The sequence below is a fragment of the Pseudomonas sp. SID14000 genome (assembly GCF_002165135.1).
Taxonomy (GTDB): Bacteria; Pseudomonadota; Gammaproteobacteria; order Pseudomonadales; family Pseudomonadaceae; genus Aquipseudomonas.
The window spans coordinates 56504-78369 of sequence record NZ_NFZQ01000006.1; the positions used below are offsets into that span (position 1 = coordinate 56504).

The following is a 21866-nucleotide window of genomic DNA, read 5'->3' on the forward strand; positions in this document are numbered from 1 at the left end:
CGATGCGAGTGTGGTGGTTGAGTGCCGGTCTGGCCCTGTATTGCCTGACCCAGAGCGCGGCAGCGGGAACACTGCTGGTTGTCGGCGATAGTATCAGCGCCGGTTTTGGCCTGGATACCCGCCAGGGCTGGGTTTCCCTGTTGCAGACCCGTCTGCGGGACGAAGGTTTTGATGACAAAGTGGTCAACGCATCGATCAGTGGCGACACCAGTGCAGGTGGCCAGGCGCGCCTGCCGGCGCTGCTTGCAGCCCATAAACCAAGCCTGGTGGTGCTGGAGCTGGGTGGCAATGACGGCCTGCGCGGGCAGCCGCCCGCGCAATTGCAACAAAATCTTGCCTCGATGATCGAGAGTTCGCACAAGGCGGGTGCCAAGGTGGTGCTGCTGGGCATGCGCCTGCCACCCAATTATGGGGTGCGCTACACCACCGCTTTTGCTCAGGTGTATGAACAGCTGGCGGCAGAAAAAAAGGTGCCGTTGGTGCCGTTCTTCCTCGAGGGGGTAGGGGGCGTGCCTGAGTTGATGCAGGCGGATGGCATCCACCCGGCCCAGGCCGCCCAGCAGCGCCTGCTGGAAAATGCCTGGCCGGTGATAAAACCCTTGCTGTGACGCTTTAAACGGCGCCGGCTTTCGGCTAATGTTGCGCCCCCCGTTTCGAGTGTCCCCGATGCCGCGCCCTGCCTGGTCCCTGTATGCCTACCAACTGATCGAGCCTGATGAGCAGCTCGACCTGTTCGCCTGCCAGGAAATCCGCGTCCATCTGGTGGCCCGCCAGCTCGAGCTGGGCGTACCGGCCGACCGTACCCTGTGTGGTGGCCTGCTGCCGGCGCAACCGCGTTGGTCGGGGGTGCCGCGCTCGATCTATCGCGACGGCCGCCTGTGCGACCTGTGCCGTGCCATCCTCGATGCCCAGCGCCGCGGCATGCGCCCGGTGTGGCCGGAGCTGCAGGGCGGCTGAACGCTGCACCTTTCATCATCTGAAACGCTTGCCTGGCGCCAATGCCTCCCGCTTGCATCGGCTCGGGTGTACAATCGATTCTCTTGACCCACCTTTCGAAGGATTTACCGGATGTTGCCGCGCTTTCCTGCCGTCACCCGTAGCCTGTCCCTGGCCGCCCTGCTGGTAGCAGGCCCCGCTGCTGCGCTGGAGCTGCCACTGCCACCACCCGGTGAAGACATCATCGGCCAGGTGCATGTGATCAAGGCAAAGTACGAGGACACGTTCGCCGATATCGGCACTGCCAATGACCTCGGCTACCTGGAAATGATCGCCGCCAACCCGGGCGTAGACCCTTGGCTGCCGGGCGCCGGCACAGAGATCATCCTGCCGACCCGCTACATCTTGCCGCCGGGCCCGCGTGAGGGCATCGTCATCAACCTGGCCGAATACCGCATGTACTACTTCCCGAAAGGGCAGAACGTGGTGCATACCTTCCCGCTGGGCATTGGTCGCGAAGGCTGGGGTTCACCAATCGCCAACACCAGGATCACTGCCAAGACGCCAAACCCGACCTGGACCCCGCCAGCGTCCATCCGTGCCGAGCACGCCGCTGATGGCGACATCCTGCCGAGCGTGGTGCCGGCCGGCCCTGACAACCCGCTGGGGCCGTTCAAGTTCACCCTGGGCGTACCGGGCTACCTGATCCATGGTTCGAACAAGAAGTTCGGCATTGGCATGCGCACCAGTCATGGTTGCTTCCGCATGCTCAACAACAACGTGCTGGAACTGTCGAAGATGGTGCCGGTGGGTACGCCGGTGCGCATCATCAACGAGCCCTACAAGTTCGGTATCAGTGGTGGCAAGGTCTATCTGGAGGCGCACACGCCGCTGGACGACCAGGGTAATCCGTCGGTGGTCGATAAACACACCGCTGTTATCAACGCCTTGCTCAAGCGCGAAGACCTGGCCAATAACCTACGCATGAACTGGGATATGGTGCGTGACGTGGTGGCTGCGGAAGATGGCATGCCGGTGGAAATTGCCGTGCCGGCCGAAAACCAGGGTGGCGCACCAATGGTTTCGAGCATCCCGCCCGAACTGCAGTAAGGTAATTGCAACACACCCGGGCCTGCCTTAGTGCAGGCCTTTTCGTTTCTGTCTGGCGCGTTTGCCTTGTGCGCAGGCAATAAAAAAGCCGACCCACAAGTGGGTCGGCTCCATAACAATCCGTGAGGACTATTACTTGCGGCTGGCTTTGTCCAGCATACGCAGAGCGCGCTCGTTGGCTTCGTCAGCGGTCTGCTGAGCCTTCTGAGCGGCTGCCAGTGCGTCGTCAGCCTTACGGTAGGCTTCGTCAGCACGAGCTTGAGCGCGAGCTGCTGCGTCTTCAGTCGCAGTCAGACGAGCTTCGGTTTCTTTGGATACGCTGCTGCAACCGGTAGCCAGAACTGCGGCCAGAGCCAGAGCAGAGAATTTCAGAACGTTGTTCATCGTGTTCCCCTTCAAGGACTTTCTATTAAATAGCCATCTCTCGGAAAAGAGAAACTGGCCGGCGTACATAGTACCCATTACTTGTAGTAAGTAAACTGACTAAGCGCAAGAACTGCAAAAAAAATGTTGCTTGACGCCTTTCCGACAAGATTTGCGACACGCCTGTGAAAAAAACGTACAGGGTTCGCAAGCGTTTGTACGACAGGAACTTTTTTGTTGAACTAACGGTGACTTTAACTGTCCTTCAGCGTCTTAAGCCCTAGTACATCCGGTGGCTGCTGGGCGTGCAAGCAAGAGTCATTCTGGCTGCGCTTTCGCCATTTTTAACCGCCACCACCTTGAGCAATCCTGCCTGCGACGCCTACTATCTTGTGAGTGCCAGAGGATCCGAACGATTGCAATCGTCCAGTGGTCGAAGGGGCAACAGGTGGCGTAGAGGATTCTGTGCCGGATAAACCACCATCGGTTAAGGTATGGGTCTGCCGAGAAGACCTGCGAGGAGTAGTGATGAGCGAAGCGCTGACCATCCACCATGACCAGGCCGGTCATCAGTTCGAGACCAACGTGGACGGTCATCGTGCCTATCTGACGTACATGGATCTGGGTAAGCAGACGCTGGACATCTATCGCACCTTCGTACCCAACGCCCTGCGAGGCCGCGGGATTGCTGCCGCCCTGACCGAGCGGGCCCTGGAATACGCTGAGCAGATGGGTTACACGGTGATTCCGTCCTGCTCGTATGTGGAGCGCTACATGGAGCGCCAGCAGCGGCATTCGAGCAAGGTCTGATTGTGTAAAAAAAGCGGGGCCGCTTCGCGCCCCATCGCGACACAAGGCCGCTCCTACAGGAGATCGCATAACCCTGTAGGAGCGGCCTTGTGTCGCGATGGGGCGCGAAGCGGCCCCGCTCTTTATCGCATCAGCCGCGCTTGCGCTGCGGCAGCACATCCTTCAGCTTGGCACGCATGCTGCGCAGGGTCTTCTCGGTAGCTGACCAGTCGATGCAGGCATCGGTGATCGACACGCCATACTGCAGCTCGTCCAGGTTCTTCGGAATCGACTGGCAGCCCCAGTTAAGGTGGCTCTCGACCATCAGCCCGATGATCGATTGGTTGCCTTCGAGGATCTGGTTGGCGACGTTTTCCATCACCAGCGGTTGCAGGGCCGGGTCCTTGTTGGAGTTGGCGTGGCTGCAGTCGACCATGATGTTGGCCTTGATCCTGGCCTTGGCCAGGTCCTGCTCACAGAGGGCGACGCTGACCGAGTCGTAGTTCGGCTTGCCGTTGCCGCCGCGCAGTACCACGTGGCCGTAGGGGTTGCCCTTGGTGGTGACGATCGACACGCCGCCTTCCTGGTTGATGCCGAGGAAACGGTGCGGTTTGGACACTGACTGCAGGGCGTTGATGGCAACGGTCAGGCCGCCGTCGGTGCCGTTCTTGAAGCCGACCGCCGAGGACAGGCCCGAAGCCATCTCGCGGTGGGTCTGCGATTCGGTGGTGCGGGCGCCGATGGCCGACCAGCTGATCAGGTCCTGCAGGTACTGCGGGGAAATCGGGTCGAGCGCTTCGGTGGCGGTTGGCAGGCCCATTTCAGCCAGGTCCAGCAGCAGCTTGCGACCAATGTGCAGGCCATCCTGGATCTTGAACGAGTCATCCAGGTACGGGTCGTTGATCAGGCCTTTCCAGCCGACGGTGGTGCGCGGTTTTTCGAAATACACGCGCATGACCAGGTACAGCGTGTCGGACACTTCCTCGGCCAGCACCTTCAGGCGCTCGGCGTACTCATGGGCGGCCTTGATGTCGTGGATCGAGCAAGGGCCGACCACGACGAACAGGCGATGGTCCTTGCCGTCGAGAATATTGCGCACCACTTCACGGCCGGCAGTCACGGTCTGCAGGGCCTTGGCGCTGAGGGGGATTTCCTTCTTGAGCTGATCGGGGGTGATCAGGGTCTCGTTGGAGGCAACGTTCAAGTCATCGATCGGTAAATCAGCCATCGTGTTACTCGTCAGGTCACGGGTGCCGGCCGCCAACTATCCCCGTGCGGCCCAGCAGCAAGAATAATCGCAACGGGGAGCCGAACCTTAGCGCGTTACAGGTGGCGCGACAATGGGCGGGGCCCAGTCAGTGTGGGGTTTTTCCGAGATGGCAGGTGTTTGCCGCGCATGGGCTGCCCAGCGCTGCACAAGCTGTGTAAAAAGAGGACTGACTTTTACCTGGAGATCGTCATGCATCCGCATACACCACGTATCGGCATCATCGGCAGTGGCGCCATCGGCGGCTTCTATGGGTTGATGCTGGCCCGGGCCGGCTTTGATGTGCATTTTCTGTTGCGCGGCGAGTACGAGGTTGTCCGCAGGCAGGGGTTGGCGCTGGACAGTGCCGTGCACGGCACCTTGCAGATGAAGGTGCAGGCCTATGCCAGTGCCGCCGACATGCCGCCCTGCGACTGGCTGTTGGTGGGGGCCAAGGCTACCAGCAATGACCAGTTGGCGCCGATGATCGTGCAGGCGGCCGCACCGGGCGCCAAGGTGGTACTGCTGCAGAACGGCCTGGGCGTGGAGGAGCAGTTGCGTCCGGCCTTGCGCAGCGACATGCACCTGCTCGGCGGCCTGTGTTTCATCTGCGTCAACCGTCAGGCGCCTGGCGTGATCCGGCACCAGGCGCTGGGCGCAGTCAATCTTGGATACCACAGCGGGCCGGCCAGCGACGGCGGAGCCGCGCTGGTCAATGAAGGTGCGGGGCTGTTCCAGGCCGCGGGCATCGACTCGCAGGCCATGCCCAACCTGGCCCAGGCACGCTGGCAGAAGCTGGTGTGGAACGTGCCTTACAACGGCCTGTCGGTGCTGCTCGGTGCCAGCACCACGCCACTGATGGCCGACAGTCACAGCCGCGCTCTGATCCAGGCCTTGATGGCCGAGGTGGTACAGGGCGCGGCGGCGTGTGGCCATGTGTTGCCCGCGGGTTATGCCGAGCACCTGTTCCAGGTGACCGAACGCATGCCCGACTACTGGCCCAGCATGTACCACGACCATGTCCACAAGCGCCCGCTGGAGCTGCAGGCCATCTATGCCGAGCCGTTGGCGCAGGCGCGTGCGGCAGGCTGCCGCTTGCCACGGATGGAGATGCTGTACCAGGCACTGGCTTTCATCGACCGTGGCGAGCAGCCCCGCTAAGGATGGCTTTGGCCTCGCCAGGGGCTCTCCAGCCCGCGCTGGCAGCGCGCCGGACGGCAAAGCGCACGTCCGGCGCGCTGCTAAGCTGAAGCTTGCTCTGCCGCAGCGGCAGTCGAGGAGGTCGAATGATCCACTCCATGCTGTACGCCACCGACCTCGGTGTCTACGCCCCTTTTGTCATGCAGCACGCGCTGGCGCTGGCGCGCACATTCGGCGCCGAGCTGTATGTGATTCATGCGGTAGAGCCTATGGGCCAGTTCGCTGAATCTCTCCTGCAAAGCTACCTTGATGAACAGACGCTCGACCAGCTGCACAGCCAGGGGGTGAACACCGTGATGGCCAACATCGAGCGGCGTGTACTGGAAAATTTTCGCGACGAGTTGGGCGAGGAAGCCGACCTGGCGGTGATCAAGGCCGTGCGGGTACGTCAGGGCGACCCGGCGCAGGTGATCCTCGACCAGGCGCAGCGACTGAGCGTCGACCTGCTGATTTTCGGTAGCCACAGTGCTGGCGCCGGTGTGGATGTGCCATTGGGGCGCACGGCGGTACGGCTGCTGCAGCTGTCGCCGGTGCCGGTGTACATGGTGCCGCTGGCGCAGCATTTGGGGCGTAGGAAAGCATGAAGATGGCCGTAGGCCATTTCCGGGGGTATGTAACAAAATAGTTCTAGATTTATTTCCAGAACCACTAATATAGTTATATATCGTCGCTGCCTGCTGCCGCGGACTCATCGCTGAACCGAGGGGAACCTATGAAGCTTCAACAACTGCGCTACATCTGGGAAGTGGCGCACCACGACCTCAATGTCTCCGCGACGGCGCAAAGCCTGTATACCTCCCAGCCGGGTATCAGCAAGCAGATCCGCCTGCTCGAGGATGAGCTGGGTGTTGAAGTCTTTGCCCGCAGTGGCAAGCATCTGACTCGCGTCACTCCGGCCGGTGAGCGCATCATCAATACCGCCGGCGAGATCCTGCGCAAGGTCGAAAGCATCAAGCAGATTGCCCAGGAGTTCTCCAACGAGAAGAAGGGCACGCTGTCCATCGCTACCACCCACACCCAGGCGCGTTATGCCTTGCCGCCGGTGATCAGCAGCTTCATCAAGCAGTACCCGGAAGTGTCCCTGCACATGCACCAGGGGTCACCCATGCAGATTGCCGAGATGGCCGCGGACGGTACGGTCGATTTCGCTATTGCCACCGAGGCCCTGGAACTGTTCGGCGACCTGATCATGATGCCGTGCTACAAGTGGAACCGCTGCGTGGTGGTACCGCAGGGCCATCCGTTGACCAAACTGCCGAAACTGACCCTGGAGGCGGTCGCCGAATACCCGATCGTTACCTACGTGTTCGGTTTCACCGGGCGTTCGAAGCTGGACGAAGCGTTCAATCACCGGGGCCTGACGCCGAAAGTGGTATTCACGGCGGCTGACGCCGACGTGATCAAGACCTATGTACGTCTGGGGCTGGGCGTGGGGATCGTCGCCAAGATGGCGGTGGACACCAAGCTCGACAGCGATCTGGTGGCCCTGGATGCCAGCGAGCTGTTCGAAGCCAGCATTACCAAGATCGGCTTCCGCCGTGGCACCTTCCTGCGCGGCTTCATGTGCGACTTCATCGAGAAGTTCGCCCCGCACCTGACCCGTGAAGTGATGGCCAAGGCCATTCAGTGCCACAACAAGCAGGAGCTGGAAGACCTGTTCGAGGGCGTCGAGCTGCCGGTGCACTGATCCGGAATTGCAGGGGGCCGCTTTGCGGCCCATCGCGACACAAGGCCGCTCCTACAGGAGATCACATTCCCCTGTAGGAGCGGCCTTGTGTCGCGATGGGCTGTGAAACAGCCCCGGCTATTTCAAGCCTTGCTGATCAGGTTGCCCGCGTGCAACCCGCATTCCTTCTGCGTCGACTCTTCCCACCACCAGCGGCCTTCGCGCTCATGCTGGTTTGGCAACACCGGACGGGTGCAGGGCTCGCAGCCAATGCTGATGAAGCCGCGTTCGTGCAGGCTGTTGTACGGCAGCTCCAGCATGCGGATATAACCCCACACTTCCTCGCTGGTCATCTGCGCCAGCGGGTTGAACTTGTACAGGGTGCGCTCGGGGGTGGAGAAGGCGCTGTCGATCTCGATTGCCGCCACCTGGCTGCGGGTACCCGGGCTCTGGTCGCGGCGCTGGCCGGTGGCCCAGGCGCTCACGGTGGCCAGCTTGCGACGCAGCGGCTCGATCTTGCGGATGCCGCAGCACTCGCCGTGGCCGTCCTTGTAGAAGCTGAACAGGCCCTTTTCCTTGACGAACGGGTCGAGCTTGGCGCGGTCGGGGCTGAGGATTTCGATCGGCAGGTTGTACTGCTCGCGGACCTGGTCGATGAACCGGTAGGTCTCCGGGTGCAGGCGGCCGGTGTCGAGGCTGAACACCTTGACCTGCTTGTTCAGCTTCCAGGCCATGTCCACCAGCACCACATCCTCGGCGCCGCTGAAGGAGATCCACAGGTCATCACCGAAGTGCTCGAAGGCGAGCTTGAGGATGTCCTGTGGGGACTTGTTGGCATAGGTCGCGGCCAGGGCGGCGACGTCGAAGGGTTGGCTCATCAGGCGGTTTCCATCGTGGCTGTGGCGCTGTGCGCTCGTAGTAAGGTGATGGTAACAAAAAATGGCGGGGTAGACGGGCTGATATCGGTGTCTGGCCCTTCGCGGGCGCCGCCGATCACAAGCCCTGCAAGGTCTCCATCAGCACCCGCACCTTGGCAATCGACTCTTCATACTCGGCCTGCCATTCGGAGTCGGCCACCACTGCGCCGCCACCCCAGCAGCTGACCTGTCCGTCCTTGACCAGCAGGCTGCGAATGGCAATCGAGCTGTCCATCTCGCCGCGCACGTCCACGTAAAGCAGTGAGCCGCAGTACAGCGCCCGGCGCGCCGGCTCCAGTTCGTCGATGATCTGCATGGCGCGGATCTTCGGCGCACCGGTGATCGAGCCTCCGGGGAAGCTGTCGCCGATCAGGTCCAGGGCGTCCTTGTCGCTGGCCAGTTGGCCGGTGATGCTGCTGACCAGGTGGTGCACGTTGGGGTAGCTCTCCAGGCTGAACAGCTCCGGCACCTTCACCGAGCCGATCTCGCAGGTGCGTCCCAGGTCGTTGCGCAGCAGGTCGACGATCATCAGGTTTTCCGAGCGATCCTTGGGGCTATGCAGCAATTCCTCGGCATTGCGCACGTCTTCGGCCGGGTTGCTGGCGCGCGGACGGGTGCCCTTGATCGGGCGGGTTTCCACCTGGCGCTTGCTGACGCGGATGAAGCGCTCGGGCGAAAAGCTCAGCAGGGCGCTGCCGTCGGCCAGTTGCTGGTAGCCGGAGAAGGGGGTGGGGCAGGCTTTGCGCAGAGCCTGGTAAGCGTGCCATGGGTCGCCCTGGCAGGGTGCGCGGAAGCGCTGGGTCAGGTTGATCTGGTAGCAGTCGCCGGCCTGTATGTATTGCTGCACCTGGTCGAAGGCAGCCTTGTACTGCTCGGGCTGCAGATCGCCGGCCATCGGCGCGAGTAGCTGGAAGCTGCCGCTTTCAGTTTTGTCGACACCTTCGAACAGGGCGATCAAGCGTTCGCGTTCGCTGCCCGAGAGGCTCGGGTGGAACACCAGTTGGCTGGTCGCGCACTGGTGGTCGGTGACCAGCGCCCAGGCATACAGGCCCAGTTGCGCGTCAGGCAGGCCGAGGTCGTCCACGGCCAGGCTGGGCAGGTGTTCCAGGCGGCGGCCGAAGTCATAGCTCAGGTAGCCGATCAGGCCGCCGGCGAACGGCAGCTCACTGCCTGCGGGCAGCTGCGCGTGGCCCAGTTGCGCCAGGCCGGCACGCAGGCGCTGGAGGAAGGCGCGGCCATCTTCGTTGTGTTGCGCCTGCAAGTGTTGCAGTGGCCAGGCGCTGAGCAGGTCGAAACGGCCGCGCTCGGCGCCGGGGCGGGCGCTGTCCAGCAGGATCGCACCGGGAGCCTGGCGCAGGTGGGCAAAATAGGCGGCAGGGTCGGGCTGGTAGGGCAGGGGGTGGAGCGTACAGGTCGGCATCAGTGTGGACGGCGATGTAAAAGCGAGGAGGGCGATTGTAGACCTGTGCAGGAAATGCGCCTAGCACTGGGGCGACATTCAGCATTGTGTTTGCAGCCCATTCGCAGCACAAGGCTGCTCCTACAGAGAGCAGCCTTGTGCTGCGAATGGGCCGCAAAGCGGCCCCGGGTTGCTAGCGCGGATGCACGTGCCCGAACAAGCCTTGCGATACCCGCACGCGCTGTTCGGCATCTTCGCTGATGCCATCCTTGGCCAGCGCTTCGATGTGCGCCTCGATGGCGTGGGTGCGCTGGGTCAGGCCGCAGTCGTTGGCGATCTGGATGTTCAGGCCGGGGCGGGCGTTGAGCTCGAGAATCAGTGGCCCCTTGTCCTGGTCCAGCACCATGTCGACACCGATGTAGCCCAGGCCACACAGCTCGTAGCAGCCGGCGGCCAGCTTCATGAAGCCGTCCCAGTTCGGCAGTTGCACGCCATCCACCGCGTTGGTGGTGTCCGGGTGCTTGCTGATGATGTTGTTCAGCCAGGTACCGCGCAGGGTCACGCCGGTGGCCAGGTCGACACCCACACCGATGGCGCCCTGGTGCAGGTTGGCCTTGCCGCCGGACTGGCGGGTCGGCAGGCGCAGCATGGCCATCACCGGGTAGCCCATCAGCACGATGATGCGTATGTCCGGCACGCCTTCGTAGCTGATGCTCTTGAAAATCTGGTCGGGGGTGACCCGGTACTCGATCAGCGCGCGGTCGCGGTGACCGCCCAGCGAATACAGGCCGGTGAGGATGCTCGAGATCTGGTGCTCGATCTCCTCGTGGCTGATGATCTTGCCCGACACCGTGCGGTAGCGGTCCTCGAAGCGGTCGGCGATCACCAGGATGCCGTCACCACCGGCGCCCTGCGCCGGCTTGATGACGAAATCGCTGCGCCCACCAATGATCTGGTGGAGCTTCTCGATCTCTTTCTCGGTCTCGATGATGCCGTACATTTCCGGCACATGGATGCCGGCCGCCAGGGCGCGCTCCTTGGTGATGATCTTGTCGTCGACGATCGGGTACAAGTGGCGCTTGTTGTACTTCAACACGTAGTCCGCGTTGCGCCGGTTGATACCCATGATGCCCCGGGCCTCCAGGGCTTTCCACGTCTTGATCAGGCCAAACATCAGGCGTCAGCCTTCTTCAGGAATGCCTTGAAGCGCACGAGCTCGGTCAGGCGGTAGCCGCGATAACGGCCCATCGCCAGCATGAAGCCCACCAGGATCAGCAGCACGGCCGGGAAGGTGAACACGAAGTACACCAGCTCCGGCACCATCATCAACAGGTGCGCCAGGGAAGCGGCGAACAGGGTGCCGATGGCCACTTTCATGGCATGGCCGCCTCCACGCTCTTCCCAGGTGATGGACAGGCGCTCGATGGTCATGGTCAGGATCACCATCGGGAACAGCGCCACCGACAGCCCGCGCTCCAGCCCCAGCTTGTGGCTGAACAGGCTGATGGCGGCGATCAGCACCACGACGAAGGTCAGTACCACCGACAGGCGTGGCAGCATCTGCAGCTTCAGGTGTTCCAGGTACGAGCGCAGCGACAGGCCCAGGGCGGTGATTACCGTGAACAGCACGATACCGAAGCCCAGCTGGGTCTCGCGGAAGGCCAGGGCGATCAGCACTGGGGTGAAGGTACCCAGGGTCTGCAGGCCGACCAGGTTACGCAGCACCAGGATCACCAGCACGCCGATCGGGATCATCACCATGATCATGAAGGTTTGCTGGGTCTGCAGCGGCAGGCCGTACAGCGAATATTCGAGGAAGTCGGCGTCGGTATTCTCGTCGGTCAGCTTGGCCAGGCGGATGGCGTTCATCTCGCTGTTGTTCATGCTGAAGGTGACGTTGGCCTTCTTGCCACCATCGACGGTGATCAGGTTATCGTCACCGGTCCACCACAGCAGGCGATCGCTGGGCAGGCCCTGCTCGCCGGTATCCGGGTTGAAGTACAGCCAGTCGGTACCGTTGAAGCTGCGCAGCCACAGCTCCGGGGTTTGCGGGGTGTCGGCTACCAGGCGGATGGTGTGTACCTTCTCCATCGGCACGTGGGCGATCGACAACAGCAGGTCGATGACCTGGGCCTTCTTCATGGCCGTGGTATCGCCGGCCAGCAGCAGCTTGACGTTGTCGTCGTTGAGATTGTTGACCCGCTTGATGGTCTCGCTGACGAAGGTCTCGACGTCGGCCGAGTGCTGGCGGATAGGTGCCATCAGTGCTTCGGCGGCGATCTTCTCGGGGCCTTCCACTGCCAGGCTGTCACGGAAGGTCGGGCCTTTGACCGTGGTCTTCTCGTTGCTGTAGCGCTTGGTCAGCACCAGGCGGTAGTAGAGGGTCTGGTTGCCGCTGGCGCGGCGGGCCGACCAGGTGACCTTGCGGTTGCCGTCGGCACGGTTGACGCTCACCCCGTAGTTGTTGGAGATGAAGCTCTCGTTGAGGCTGACATAGTCGCGGTTCAGCGGTGGCACGAACATCTGCACCTTGACCGGATCCTTGGTGCTGGCCACGAACTCGACCTTGGCGTCGATGTTCCACAGGTCGTCGGTTTCATCCTCGGTTACCGGGATGCCGAGTACGAAGATCTGATAAGCCGTGACCGCCACGCCCAACAGCACCAGCACGGTGATCAGGACTTTCAGATGGAGGGTAAGAGAGCGCATCGGGATTACTCTGCTTTGGGAGCGTCGGTGGCACAGGCAGGTTTGCCGGCCGCATATTTAAGGCTTGGGTCGACCAGCGCGTCGAAGTGCTTGAGCGCCTCGGAGCCGATCAGCAGCGGGAACTGGAAGGCGCTGCGGTCGGTGAGGTTGACTTCGATGGTGCGCACGGCCTGGCCCATACAGATTTCAAGTTCGATGACCGGGCGTGCAGTGTAGGCCTTGCCCGATTCAGCATCATAGTCGCCGGCCCGGCGCTTGATCTTGCTTACGCGTGCCAGCGGGCGTTCGATGGGGTGCGAATGGGCGGCGTCGATGGCCAGGTAGAAGCGCACCCAGCTTTCGCCGTTGCGCTTGAAACGTTTGATGTCGCGGGCGCTGAGCGACGCGGTCTTGGCACCGGTGTCGAGCTTGGCGGCCACTTCCAGGTCCAGGTCGCCCAGGCGTGCATATTCGTTGAGACCGTATACGGTCTTGCCTGCGGCCTGGCCAAGGGCCGGAAGCAGGGTGAGGCAGAGCAGCAATAATACGGGTGTAAGTCTCATATTCCTGGCGCGGTGCAGTGCAAGGTTCGGGGCTATTTTCAAAGCCATGTTCAGAGCCGTGTTCAGGGCAAGGCGACTGGCAGCGACTGCGCAAGCTTCCTCGTTCATCTGTCAACAGCATGAATGGATGACAGACAGGCTATCCATACTCCATCGGAGGCGCGGCATTCTATCACGGCGGCGTCTTGACGCCAGCGGTGCGCGATCTGACAGCGGCGGGCCGGGGTTAGTTCGTTCTTAGACGATTGTCGACAATATTCATTTTGTCTTTGACTGTCGTGGTCTAATTAGCTAATTTCTGGCGAAGAGATTTGCAAGGTGTCGACAATATGCAGGACCTATCCACCCCCAGCCCCGTGTTGACAGACGAAACGGAAACCTTGTCCGAAAACGTCTTCAGGCGCATTCAAGCGGCCATCGTCAAGGGTGATATCGCCCCCGGCAGCAAGATCTCCGAACCGGAGCTGGCCCGCACCTACGGCATCAGCCGCGGGCCGCTGCGCGAGGCCATCCACCGCCTCGAAGGCCAGCGCCTGCTGGTGCGCGTGCCGCATGTGGGAGCGCGGGTGGTGTCGCTCAACCACGCCGAACTGATCGAACTGTACGAAATTCGCGAATCACTGGAAGGCATGGCCTGCCGCCTGGCCGCCGAACGCATGAGCCAGGCCGATATCGACGAACTGCGCCGGGTGCTCGATACCCACGAGCGTGATGCCGCGTTCCAGGCCGGGCTGGGCTACTACCAGCAGGAAGGCGACTACGACTTCCATTACCGGATCATCCAGGGCAGCGGCAACCAGACCCTGGTCAAGATGCTCTGCGGCGAGCTGTACCAGCTGGTGCGCATGTACCGCATCCAGTTTTCCGCCACGCCCAACCGGCCACGCCAGGCTTTTGCCGAACACCACCGCATTCTTGACGCCATCGCCGACCGTGACGGTGAGCTGGCCGAACTCCTGATGCGCCGCCACATCGGCGCGTCCAAGCGCAATATCGAGCGTCACTATCTGGACGCCCACAACAATAGCCCACGAGGTGAGAAATGACTGTGAAGAGCACCCCCGGTCAGCGTTTCCGCGACGCCGTTGCCGCTGAACATCCGCTGCAGGTGGTTGGCGCCATCAACGCCAACCATGCCCTGCTGGCCAAGCGCGCCGGCTTCAAGGCCATCTACCTGTCCGGTGGCGGCGTCGCCGCCGGTTCGCTGGGCCTGCCGGACCTGGGCATCAGCGGCCTTGACGATGTACTCACCGATGTGCGCCGCATCACCGACGTGTGCGACCTGCCGCTGCTGGTGGATGTCGACACAGGTTTCGGTGCTTCTGCCTTCAACGTCGCCCGTACCGTGCGCTCGATGAGCAAGTTCGGCGCTGCTGCCATCCATATCGAGGACCAGGTTGGCGCCAAGCGCTGCGGCCACCGCCCGAACAAGGAAATCGTCAGCCAGCAGGAAATGGTCGACCGCATCAAGGCCGCAGTCGATGCCCGTACCGATGACAGCTTCGTGATCATGGCGCGTACCGACGCCCTGGCCGTCGAGGGCCTGAACGCCGCCCTGGACCGCGCTGCCGCCTGCGTCGAAGCCGGTGCCGACATGATCTTCCCGGAAGCCATCACCGAACTGCAGATGTACAAGACCTTCGCCGACCGGGTGAAGGCACCGATCCTGGCCAACATCACCGAGTTCGGCGCCACGCCGCTGTACACCACCGAGGAACTGGCCTCGGTCGACGTGTCGCTGGTGCTGTACCCGCTGTCGGCGTTCCGCGCCATGAACAAGGCGGCCGAGAATGTGTACACCGCGCTGCGCCGTGACGGCACGCAGAAGAACGTGATCGACACCATGCAGACCCGCATGGAGCTCTACGATGCCATTGGTTACCACGCCTTCGAGCAGAGCCTCGATGCGCTGTTTGCCCAGAAGAAGGGCTGAAGGTCAAAGATTTGCGTTGGAGCGGCTGGCCTCTTCGCGGGTGAATCCGCTCCCACAAGTACGGCGTGATGCTTGATGCCTGTGGACCCCTGTGGGAGCGGGTTTACCCGCGAAGGGGGCGACCCAGGTTTCAACGATTAGCCAGATTTCCATAACAAGTTCAAGAAAGGAGAAACACCATGGCCGAAGCAAAAGTACTCAGTGGTGCAGGCCTGCGCGGCCAGGTGGCCGGCCAGACCGCGCTGTCGACCGTGGGCCAGGCCGGTGCCGGGCTGACCTACCGTGGTTACGACGTTCGTGACCTGGCCGCCGGTGCCGAGTTCGAAGAAGTTGCCTACCTGCTGCTGTACGGCGAGTTGCCGAGCAAAGCCGAACTGGCCGACTACAAGCGCAAGCTCAAGGGCCTGCGTGACCTGCCGCAAGCCCTGAAGGAAGTGCTCGAGCGCATCCCGCGTGACGCCCACCCGATGGATGTGATGCGCACGGGTTGCTCGGTGCTGGGCACCCTGGAGCCCGAACTGACCTTCGAGGCTCAGCGCGACAAGACCGACCGCCTGCTGGCGCTGTTCCCGGCGGTGATGTGCTACTGGTACCGCTTCACCCACGACGGCGTGCGTATCGACTGCACCAGCGACGAAGACACCATCGGTGGCCACTTCCTGCACCTGCTGCACGGCAAGAAGCCGAGCGAGCTGCACGTCAAGGTCATGAACGTGTCGTTGATCCTCTACGCCGAGCACGAATTCAACGCCTCGACCTTCACCGCCCGCGTCTGTGCCTCGACCCTTTCCGACCTGTACTCCTGCATCACCGCCGCCATCGGTTCGCTGCGCGGCCCGCTGCATGGCGGCGCCAACGAGGCGGCGATGGAGCTGATCGAGCGCTTCCAGAGCCCGCAGGAAGCCACTGCCGAGCTGCTGCGCATGCTCGAGCGCAAGGACAAGATCATGGGCTTTGGCCATGCCATCTACAAAGAGTCCGACCCGCGCAACGAAGTGATCAAGGGCTGGTCGAAGCAACTCGCCGACGAGGTCGGTGACAAGGTGCTGTACCCGGTTTCCGAAGCCATCGACAAGACCATGTGGGAGCAGAAGCGCCTGTTCCCCAACGCCGACTTCTACCATGCCTCGGCGTACCACTTCATGGGCATCCCGACCAAGCTGTTCACCCCGATCTTCGTCTGCTCGCGCCTGACCGGCTGGGCGGCGCACGTCTTCGAACAGCGGGCCAATAACCGCATCATCCGCCCAAGCGCCGAGTATGTTGGCGTCGAGCAGCGCCAGTTCGTGCCGATCGAGCAGCGCTGAGTCATAGATCGCTGGGGCTGCTGCGCAGCCCTTTCGCGACACAAGGCCGCTCCCGCAGGGACGGCGCAGTACCTGTGGGAGCGGCCTTGTGTCGCGAAAGGGGCGCGTAGCGCCCCCGAGGCCTGAGCCGCACCTGCCCCCGAATACCGTGACCGAGCCTGATAACGATATGAACACAGCATTCCGCAAGCACCTGCCAGGCACCGACCTGGACTACTTCGATGCCCGCGCGGCGGTCGAGGCCATCAAGCCCGGCGCCTACGATGGCCTGCCTTACACCTCTCGCGTACTCGCCGAAAACCTGGTGCGCCGCTGCGACCCGGCCACCCTCGACGCCTCGCTGGGTCAGCTGATCGAGCGCAAGCGCGACCTCGACTTCCCGTGGTTCCCGGCCCGCGTGGTGTGCCACGACATTCTCGGCCAGACCGCGCTGGTCGACCTCGCCGGCCTGCGTGACGCCATCGCCGACAAAGGCGGCGACCCGGCCCAGGTCAACCCTGTGGTGCCGGTGCAGCTGATCGTCGACCACTCGCTGGCCGTCGAGTGCGGTGGCTTCGACCCACAGGCCTTCGAAAAGAACCGCGCCATCGAAGACCGCCGCAACGAAGACCGCTTCCACTTCATCAACTGGACCAAGAAGGCGTTCAAGAACGTCGACGTGATCCAGCCTGGCAACGGCATCATGCACCAGATCAACCTGGAGAAGATGTCGCCGGTGATCCACAACGACCGTGGCGTGGCCTACCCGGACACCTGCGTCGGCACTGATAGTCACACCCCGCATGTCGACGCCCTGGGCGTGATCGCCATCGGCGTGGGTGGCCTGGAAGCCGAGAACGTGATGCTCGGCCGTGCCTCGTGGATGCGCCTGCCGGAAATCGTCGGTGTCGAGCTGACCGGCAAGCTGGCACCGAACATCACTGCCACCGACCTGGTGCTGGCCCTGACCGAATTCCTGCGCAAGCAGAAAGTAGTCGGCGCCTACCTGGAGTTCCACGGCGAGGGTGCTCGTGCCCTGACCCTGGGCGACCGTGCCACCATCTCCAACATGGCCCCGGAATATGGCGCTACCGCGGCGATGTTCGCCATCGACCAACAGACCATCGACTACCTGCGCCTGACCGGTCGCGAAGAGCAGCAGGTCAAGCTGGTGGAAACCTATGCCAAGGCTACCGGCCTGTGGGCCGACAGCCTCGGCGGCGCCGTCTACGAGCGCACCCTGAGCTTCGATCTGTCGAGCGTGGTGCGTAACATGGCCGGCCCGTCCAATCCACACGCCCGTGTCGCGACCAGCGACCTGGCGGCCAAAGGCATCGCCGGCAGCTGGGAAGAAGTGCCGGGGCAAATGCCTGATGGCGCGGTGATCATTGCCGCCATCACCAGCTGCACCAACACCAGCAACCCGCGTAACGTGATTGCCGCAGGCCTGTTGGCACGCAACGCCAACAAGCTGGGCCTGGCCCGCAAGCCGTGGGTCAAGTCGTCGCTGGCGCCTGGCTCCAAGGCCGTGCAGTTGTACCTGGAGGAGGCGGGGCTGGAAAAGGAACTGGAACAGCTCGGCTTTGGCATCGTCGCCTTCGCCTGCACCACCTGCAACGGCATGTCCGGCGCCCTGGACCCGGTGATCCAGCAAGAGATCATCGACCGTGACCTGTACGCCACTGCCGTGCTATCGGGCAACCGCAACTTCGACGGGCGTATCCACCCGTATGCCAAGCAGGCCTTCCTTGCCTCGCCGCCGCTGGTAGTGGCCTACGCCATCGCCGGTACTATCCGTTTCGACATCGAGAAGGATGTGCTGGGTGTGGTCGATGGCAAGGAAATCCGCCTAAAGGACATCTGGCCCAGCGACGAAGAGATCGACGCCGTGGTGCGTGCCGCGGTCAAGCCGGAGCAGTTCCGCAAGGTGTACATCCCGATGTTCGCCATCGAGGAAGATCGTGGGCCGAAGGTGGCGCCGCTGTACGACTGGCGTCCGATGAGTACCTACATCCGCCGCCCGCCGTACTGGGAAGGGGCCTTGGCCGGCGAGCGTACCCTGCGCGGCATGCGCCCCCTGGCGGTGCTGCCGGACAACATCACTACCGACCACCTGTCGCCGTCCAACGCCATCATGCTCGACAGCGCTGCCGGTGAGTACCTGGCGAAGATGGGCCTGCCGGAGGAGGACTTCAACTCCTACGCTACCCACCGTGGCGACCACCTGACCGCCCAGCGCGCCACCTTCGCCAACCCCAAGCTGTTCAACGAAATGGTGCGCAAGGAAGACGGCAGCGTGAGGCAGGGCTCGCTGGCGCGTATCGAGCCTGAGGGCAAGGTCACCCGCATGTGGGAGGCGATCGAGACCTACATGGAGCGCAAGCAGCCGCTGATCATCGTCGCCGGTGCCGACTACGGCCAGGGGTCGTCCCGTGACTGGGCGGCCAAGGGTGTGCGCCTGGCCGGTGTCGAGGCGATCGTCGCTGAAGGCTTCGAGCGTATTCACCGTACCAACCTGGTGGGCATGGGTGTACTGCCGCTGGAATTCAAACCGGGCACCGACCGCAAGACCCTTGGTCTGGACGGCAGCGAGACTTATGACGTGCTGGGTGCACGCACGCCGCGGGCGACGCTGACCCTGGTGGTTACCCGCGCCAACGGCGAGCGCCTGGAGGTACCGGTGACCTGCCGCCTGGACACCGCCGAGGAGGTATCGATCTACGAGGCCGGCGGGGTGCTGCAGCGCTTTGCCCAGGACTTCCTCGAAGCGACCGCTTAATCAAGAGCAGCGCGGTCCTCTGTGGGAGCGGGTTTACCCGCGAATGCATCGGCAGATACAACATTGTTTTCTGATCGGACGCTTTCGCGGGTGAACCCGCTCCCACAGGGGGCTATGCAAGACAGGAATTGAACATGGCACATGTACCGCAAGTAAAAATCCCCGCCACCTACATCCGTGGCGGCACCAGTAAAGGCGTGTTCTTCCGCCTGCAAGACCTGCCCGAGCAGGCGCAGATCCCCGGTCCAGCCCGCGATGCACTGCTGTTGCGGGTGATCGGCAGCCCCGACCCGTACGGCAAGCAGATCGACGGCATGGGCGGCGCCACTTCGAGCACCAGCAAGACCGTGATTCTGTCGCAAAGCATCAAGCCTGAGCACGATGTCGACTACCTGTTCGGCCAGGTCAGCATCGACAAGGCCTTCGTCGACTGGAGCGGTAATTGCGGCAACCTCTCCGCCGCGGTCGGTTCGTTCGCCATCAGCAGCGGCCTGGTAGACCCCGCACGCATTCCGCGCAATGGCATTGCTACCGTGCGCATCTGGCAGGCCAACATCGGCAAGACCATCATTGCCCATGTGCCGATCACCGAAGGTGAAGTGCAGGAAACCGGCGACTTCGAGCTGGACGGGGTGACCTTCCCGGCTGCCGAGGTGCAGCTGGAGTTCCTCGACCCGGCGGCCGACGAAGATGGCGGCGGCGGGGCGATGTTCCCCACCGGCAATCTGGTCGATGACCTTGAGGTTCCGGGCGTCGGTACGTTCAAGGCGACCCTGATCAATGCTGGTATCCCGACCATCTTCGTCAACGCGGCGGATATCGGTTACACCGGCACCGAACTGCAGGACGCTATCAACGGCGATCCTCAGGCGCTGTTGCGCTTCGAGACGATTCGCGCCTATGGCGCCGTGCGCATGGGGCTGATAGACAACGTCGATCAGGCTGCCGGGCGTCAGCACACGCCGAAAGTAGCTTTCGTCGCGCCGCCGAACACCTACACTGCGTCCAGTGGCAAAGCGGTGCAGGCGGGTGATATCGACCTGCTGGTACGTGCCTTGTCGATGGGCAAGCTGCACCATGCAATGATGGGTACAGCCGCGGTGGCCATCGGTACCGCGGCAGCCATTCCAGGCACGCTGGTCAACCTCGCGGCAGGCGGGGGCGAGCGCAGCGCCGTGCGTTTCGGCCACCCCTCGGGCACCCTGCGGGTGGGGGCCGAGGCGCGCCAGGTGAATGGCGAATGGACAGTGACCAAGGCAATCATGAGCCGCAGTGCTCGCGTGCTGATGGAGGGCTGGGTTCGCGTGCCTGGCGATAGCTTCTAACGCACCACTGGCGCTCGGCTTTAGTTGGTTGGGGCTGCTGCGCAGCCCTTTCGCGACGCAAGGCCGCTCCCACATGGCGGGCGGTGTACTCCTGTTGTGGGAGCGGCCTTGTGTCGTGAAAGGGGCGCGAAGCGGCCCCGGCAATTCTGAACGGAGCTGCATATGAGCGCCAACGTAGACCTCAACGCCCGCCCGGACTACGACCGGGTGTTGCAAACCCTCGCCGACTACGCCCTCACGTACCGGGTCGAATCCGCCGAAGCCCTGGACACCGCGCGCAACTGCCTGATGGATACCCTCGGCTGCGGCCTGCTAGCCCTGCGCTTTCCTGAATGCACCAAGCTGCTCGGCCCCCAGGTGGAAGGCACCCTGGTGCCCAATGGTGCGCGCGTCCCCGGCACCGCCTATCGCCTCGACCCGGTCAAGGCCGCCTGGGACATCGGCTGCACGGTGCGCTGGCTGGACTACAACGATACCTGGCTGGCCGCCGAGTGGGCCCACCCCTCGGATAACCTTGGCGGAATCCTGGCCGTTGCCGATCACCTGTCGCAGAAGCACGTGGCCGCAGGTGAGGCACCGCTGCTGATGCGTGATGTGCTCGAAGCCATGGTCATGGCTCACGAGATTCAGGGCGTGATGGCGCTGGAAAACGCCTTCAACCGCGTTGGCCTCGACCACGTGATACTGGTCAAGGTGGCCTCAACCGCGGTGTGTGCCAGGCTGATGGGGGCCAACCGTGAGCAGATGCTGAGCGCTCTTTCCCATGCCTTCGTCGACGGCCAGGCGCTGCGTACCTATCGCCATGCACCCAACGCTGGCTCGCGCAAATCGTGGGCCGCTGGTGACGCTTCCAGCCGTGGCGTGCGCCTGGCCGATATCGCCCTGCGTGGCGAGATGGGTGTGCCGGGCGTGCTCACCGCGCCACAGTGGGGCTTCTACGATGTGCTGTTCAGCCACACCAACAAGGACCTGGCGCTCAAGCCTGCCGGGCAGCAAGAGCTGCGCGTGCCGCAGGCCCTGGGTAGCTATGTGATGGAAAACGTGCTGTTCAAGGTCAGTTTCCCTGCCGAGTTCCACGCTCAGACTGCCTGCGAGGCGGCGGTAGCCCTCCACCCACTGGTGCGTAACCGCCTGCACGAAATCGACCGTATCGTCATCACCACCCAGGAGTCGGCGATCCGCATCATTTCCAAGAGCGGTCCGCTGGCCAATGCCGCTGACCGCGACCACTGCCTGCAGTACATGGTGGCAGTGCCGCTGATTTTCGGTCATCTGGTGGCCGAGCATTATGAAGATGCCTTCCATGCCAACCACCCAAGCATCGACCGCCTGCGTGAGAAGATGGAGGTGGTTGAAGACCCGCGCTTCAGCCGTGAGTACCTGGAGGCGGACAAGCGCTCGATCGCCAACGCACTGCAAGTGTTCTTCAAGGATGGCAGCAGTACCGAGCAGGTGGTGGTGGAATACCCGATCGGGCATCGCCGGCGGCGAGGGGAGGGCATACCGTTGCTGGAGGCCAAGTTCAGGGACAACCTGGCGACGCGCTTTGCGCGGCAGCGGTGCGGGGAGATTGTGGATGTGTGCAAGGACCAGCAGAAGCTGGAACAGATGGCGGTGCACAGGTTTGTGGATCTGTTTGTGATCTGAGGTTGTCTGTGCTGGCCTC

General features: G+C 62.9%; 20 protein-coding genes. 13 read left to right on the top strand and 7 right to left on the bottom strand.

Annotated features, from left to right (window positions below):
* Positions 1-2: 2 nt before the first annotated feature.
* From CAY82_RS10490 to CAY82_RS10500, 3 genes are all read left to right on the top strand, one after another.
* On the top strand, positions 3-608 hold the full coding sequence (locus CAY82_RS10490) for an arylesterase (protein ID WP_170931062.1): 606 nt from the start codon (positions 3-5) through the stop codon (positions 606-608).
* A gap of 58 nt (positions 609-666) precedes the next feature.
* The gene (locus CAY82_RS10495) at positions 667-957 is read left to right on the top strand and encodes a hypothetical protein (protein ID WP_013971899.1); all 291 of its coding nucleotides are present in this window, start codon (positions 667-669) and stop codon (positions 955-957) included.
* 111 nt (positions 958-1068) lie between these two features.
* Positions 1069-2046, top strand: a complete 978-nt coding sequence (locus CAY82_RS10500) for a L,D-transpeptidase family protein (protein WP_087501131.1) — start codon at positions 1069-1071, stop codon at positions 2044-2046.
* A 132-nt stretch (positions 2047-2178) separates the two neighbouring features.
* On the opposite strand, the gene oprI is transcribed toward CAY82_RS10500, so the two are convergent.
* Positions 2179-2430, bottom strand: a complete 252-nt coding sequence (gene oprI / locus CAY82_RS10505) for an outer membrane lipoprotei OprI (RefSeq protein WP_003259780.1) — start codon at positions 2428-2430, stop codon at positions 2179-2181.
* Between the two features lie 507 nt (positions 2431-2937).
* Between oprI and CAY82_RS10510 the strand changes: the two genes are divergently transcribed.
* Positions 2938-3219 (top strand): GNAT family N-acetyltransferase, encoded by a 282-nt coding sequence (locus CAY82_RS10510; RefSeq protein WP_025338432.1) that lies wholly within the window; start codon positions 2938-2940, stop codon positions 3217-3219.
* Positions 3220-3349: 130 nt separating this feature from the next.
* Here CAY82_RS10510 and CAY82_RS10515 read toward each other — a convergent pair whose 3' ends face one another.
* Positions 3350-4426 (bottom strand): 3-deoxy-7-phosphoheptulonate synthase, encoded by a 1077-nt coding sequence (locus CAY82_RS10515; RefSeq protein ID WP_063914021.1) that lies wholly within the window; start codon positions 4424-4426, stop codon positions 3350-3352.
* A 231-nt stretch (positions 4427-4657) separates the two neighbouring features.
* Between CAY82_RS10515 and CAY82_RS10520 the strand changes: the two genes are divergently transcribed.
* The 3 genes from CAY82_RS10520 to cysB all read left to right on the top strand — a co-directional run bounded on the left by CAY82_RS10520 (position 4658) and on the right by cysB (position 7331).
* On the top strand, positions 4658-5605 hold the full coding sequence (locus CAY82_RS10520; RefSeq protein ID WP_087501367.1) for a putative 2-dehydropantoate 2-reductase: 948 nt from the start codon (positions 4658-4660) through the stop codon (positions 5603-5605).
* A gap of 125 nt (positions 5606-5730) precedes the next feature.
* Positions 5731-6228: a universal stress protein gene (locus CAY82_RS10525; RefSeq protein WP_087501132.1), complete on the top strand. Its 498-nt coding sequence runs from the start codon at positions 5731-5733 to the stop codon at positions 6226-6228.
* A 128-nt stretch (positions 6229-6356) separates the two neighbouring features.
* A complete protein-coding gene (gene cysB, locus CAY82_RS10530; RefSeq protein WP_087501133.1) occupies positions 6357-7331 on the top strand; it encodes an HTH-type transcriptional regulator CysB in 975 nt (324 codons plus the stop codon).
* 122 nt (positions 7332-7453) lie between these two features.
* On the opposite strand, the gene CAY82_RS10535 is transcribed toward cysB, so the two are convergent.
* The 5 genes from CAY82_RS10535 to CAY82_RS10555 all read right to left on the bottom strand — a co-directional run bounded on the left by CAY82_RS10535 (position 7454) and on the right by CAY82_RS10555 (position 12877).
* On the bottom strand, positions 7454-8188 hold the full coding sequence (locus tag CAY82_RS10535) for a phosphoadenylyl-sulfate reductase (RefSeq protein WP_087501134.1): 735 nt from the start codon (positions 8186-8188) through the stop codon (positions 7454-7456).
* 115 nt (positions 8189-8303) lie between these two features.
* Positions 8304-9647, bottom strand: coding sequence for an aminodeoxychorismate synthase component I (gene pabB, locus CAY82_RS10540; RefSeq protein WP_087501135.1), 1344 nt, complete (start codon positions 9645-9647; stop codon positions 8304-8306).
* Between the two features lie 172 nt (positions 9648-9819).
* Positions 9820-10800: an alpha-L-glutamate ligase-like protein gene (locus CAY82_RS10545; protein ID WP_063914025.1), complete on the bottom strand. Its 981-nt coding sequence runs from the start codon at positions 10798-10800 to the stop codon at positions 9820-9822.
* Entirely contained in the window at positions 10800-12335 is a 1536-nt protein-coding gene (locus CAY82_RS10550) for an inactive transglutaminase family protein (RefSeq protein WP_025338437.1), read from the bottom strand. The genes CAY82_RS10545 and CAY82_RS10550 overlap by 1 nt, the downstream gene beginning before the upstream one ends.
* 5 nt (positions 12336-12340) lie before the next feature.
* Positions 12341-12877: an ATP-dependent zinc protease gene (locus CAY82_RS10555; RefSeq protein ID WP_051097772.1), complete on the bottom strand. Its 537-nt coding sequence runs from the start codon at positions 12875-12877 to the stop codon at positions 12341-12343.
* Between the two features lie 329 nt (positions 12878-13206).
* Between CAY82_RS10555 and CAY82_RS10560 the strand changes: the two genes are divergently transcribed.
* The 6 genes from CAY82_RS10560 (at position 13207) to prpD (ending at position 21847) form a co-directional block, all read left to right on the top strand.
* Positions 13207-13923 carry a GntR family transcriptional regulator gene (locus CAY82_RS10560; RefSeq protein ID WP_013971909.1) on the top strand — a complete coding sequence of 239 codons (717 nt, stop codon included), beginning with the start codon at positions 13207-13209 and terminating at the stop codon, positions 13921-13923.
* Positions 13920-14810 (top strand): methylisocitrate lyase, encoded by an 891-nt coding sequence (prpB, locus tag CAY82_RS10565; RefSeq protein ID WP_003259689.1) that lies wholly within the window; start codon positions 13920-13922, stop codon positions 14808-14810. Before CAY82_RS10560 ends, prpB begins: the two co-directional genes overlap by 4 nt.
* Before the next feature lie 179 nt (positions 14811-14989).
* A complete protein-coding gene (gene prpC, locus CAY82_RS10570; protein WP_087501136.1) occupies positions 14990-16117 on the top strand; it encodes a 2-methylcitrate synthase in 1128 nt (375 codons plus the stop codon).
* A gap of 169 nt (positions 16118-16286) precedes the next feature.
* The gene (gene acnD / locus CAY82_RS10575) at positions 16287-18875 is read left to right on the top strand and encodes a Fe/S-dependent 2-methylisocitrate dehydratase AcnD (protein WP_087501137.1); all 2589 of its coding nucleotides are present in this window, start codon (positions 16287-16289) and stop codon (positions 18873-18875) included.
* A gap of 134 nt (positions 18876-19009) precedes the next feature.
* Positions 19010-20200, top strand: coding sequence for a 2-methylaconitate cis-trans isomerase PrpF (gene prpF / locus CAY82_RS10580; protein WP_087501138.1), 1191 nt, complete (start codon positions 19010-19012; stop codon positions 20198-20200).
* A 162-nt stretch (positions 20201-20362) separates the two neighbouring features.
* Positions 20363-21847 carry a 2-methylcitrate dehydratase gene (gene prpD / locus CAY82_RS10585; protein ID WP_087501139.1) on the top strand — a complete coding sequence of 495 codons (1485 nt, stop codon included), beginning with the start codon at positions 20363-20365 and terminating at the stop codon, positions 21845-21847.
* The last annotated feature ends 19 nt before the right edge of the window (positions 21848-21866 follow it).

Excerpts from the sequence above, each read along its gene's own strand:
- CAY82_RS10550 (WP_025338437.1), bottom strand. The coding sequence starts at position 12,335 with ATGCGCTCTCTTACCCTCCATCTGAAAGTCCTGATCACCGTGCTGGTG.
- CAY82_RS10525 (WP_087501132.1), top strand. The coding sequence starts at position 5,731 with ATGATCCACTCCATGCTGTACGCCACCGACCTCGGTGTCTACGCCCCT.
- prpF (WP_087501138.1), top strand. The coding sequence starts at position 19,010 with ATGGCACATGTACCGCAAGTAAAAATCCCCGCCACCTACATCCGTGGC.
- acnD (WP_087501137.1), top strand. The coding sequence starts at position 16,287 with ATGAACACAGCATTCCGCAAGCACCTGCCAGGCACCGACCTGGACTAC.
- CAY82_RS10490 (WP_170931062.1), top strand. The coding sequence starts at position 3 with ATGCGAGTGTGGTGGTTGAGTGCCGGTCTGGCCCTGTATTGCCTGACC.
- CAY82_RS10555 (WP_051097772.1), bottom strand. The coding sequence starts at position 12,877 with ATGAGACTTACACCCGTATTATTGCTGCTCTGCCTCACCCTGCTTCCG.
- oprI (WP_003259780.1), bottom strand. The coding sequence starts at position 2,430 with ATGAACAACGTTCTGAAATTCTCTGCTCTGGCTCTGGCCGCAGTTCTG.
- prpD (WP_087501139.1), top strand. The coding sequence starts at position 20,363 with ATGAGCGCCAACGTAGACCTCAACGCCCGCCCGGACTACGACCGGGTG.
- CAY82_RS10500 (WP_087501131.1), top strand. The coding sequence starts at position 1,069 with ATGTTGCCGCGCTTTCCTGCCGTCACCCGTAGCCTGTCCCTGGCCGCC.
- CAY82_RS10510 (WP_025338432.1), top strand. The coding sequence starts at position 2,938 with ATGAGCGAAGCGCTGACCATCCACCATGACCAGGCCGGTCATCAGTTC.
- CAY82_RS10545 (WP_063914025.1), bottom strand. The coding sequence starts at position 10,800 with ATGTTTGGCCTGATCAAGACGTGGAAAGCCCTGGAGGCCCGGGGCATC.
- prpC (WP_087501136.1), top strand. The coding sequence starts at position 14,990 with ATGGCCGAAGCAAAAGTACTCAGTGGTGCAGGCCTGCGCGGCCAGGTG.
- CAY82_RS10560 (WP_013971909.1), top strand. The coding sequence starts at position 13,207 with ATGCAGGACCTATCCACCCCCAGCCCCGTGTTGACAGACGAAACGGAA.
- CAY82_RS10515 (WP_063914021.1), bottom strand. The coding sequence starts at position 4,426 with ATGGCTGATTTACCGATCGATGACTTGAACGTTGCCTCCAACGAGACC.
- prpB (WP_003259689.1), top strand. The coding sequence starts at position 13,920 with ATGACTGTGAAGAGCACCCCCGGTCAGCGTTTCCGCGACGCCGTTGCC.
- CAY82_RS10495 (WP_013971899.1), top strand. The coding sequence starts at position 667 with ATGCCGCGCCCTGCCTGGTCCCTGTATGCCTACCAACTGATCGAGCCT.
- CAY82_RS10520 (WP_087501367.1), top strand. The coding sequence starts at position 4,658 with ATGCATCCGCATACACCACGTATCGGCATCATCGGCAGTGGCGCCATC.
- pabB (WP_087501135.1), bottom strand. The coding sequence starts at position 9,647 with ATGCCGACCTGTACGCTCCACCCCCTGCCCTACCAGCCCGACCCTGCC.
- CAY82_RS10535 (WP_087501134.1), bottom strand. The coding sequence starts at position 8,188 with ATGAGCCAACCCTTCGACGTCGCCGCCCTGGCCGCGACCTATGCCAAC.
- cysB (WP_087501133.1), top strand. The coding sequence starts at position 6,357 with ATGAAGCTTCAACAACTGCGCTACATCTGGGAAGTGGCGCACCACGAC.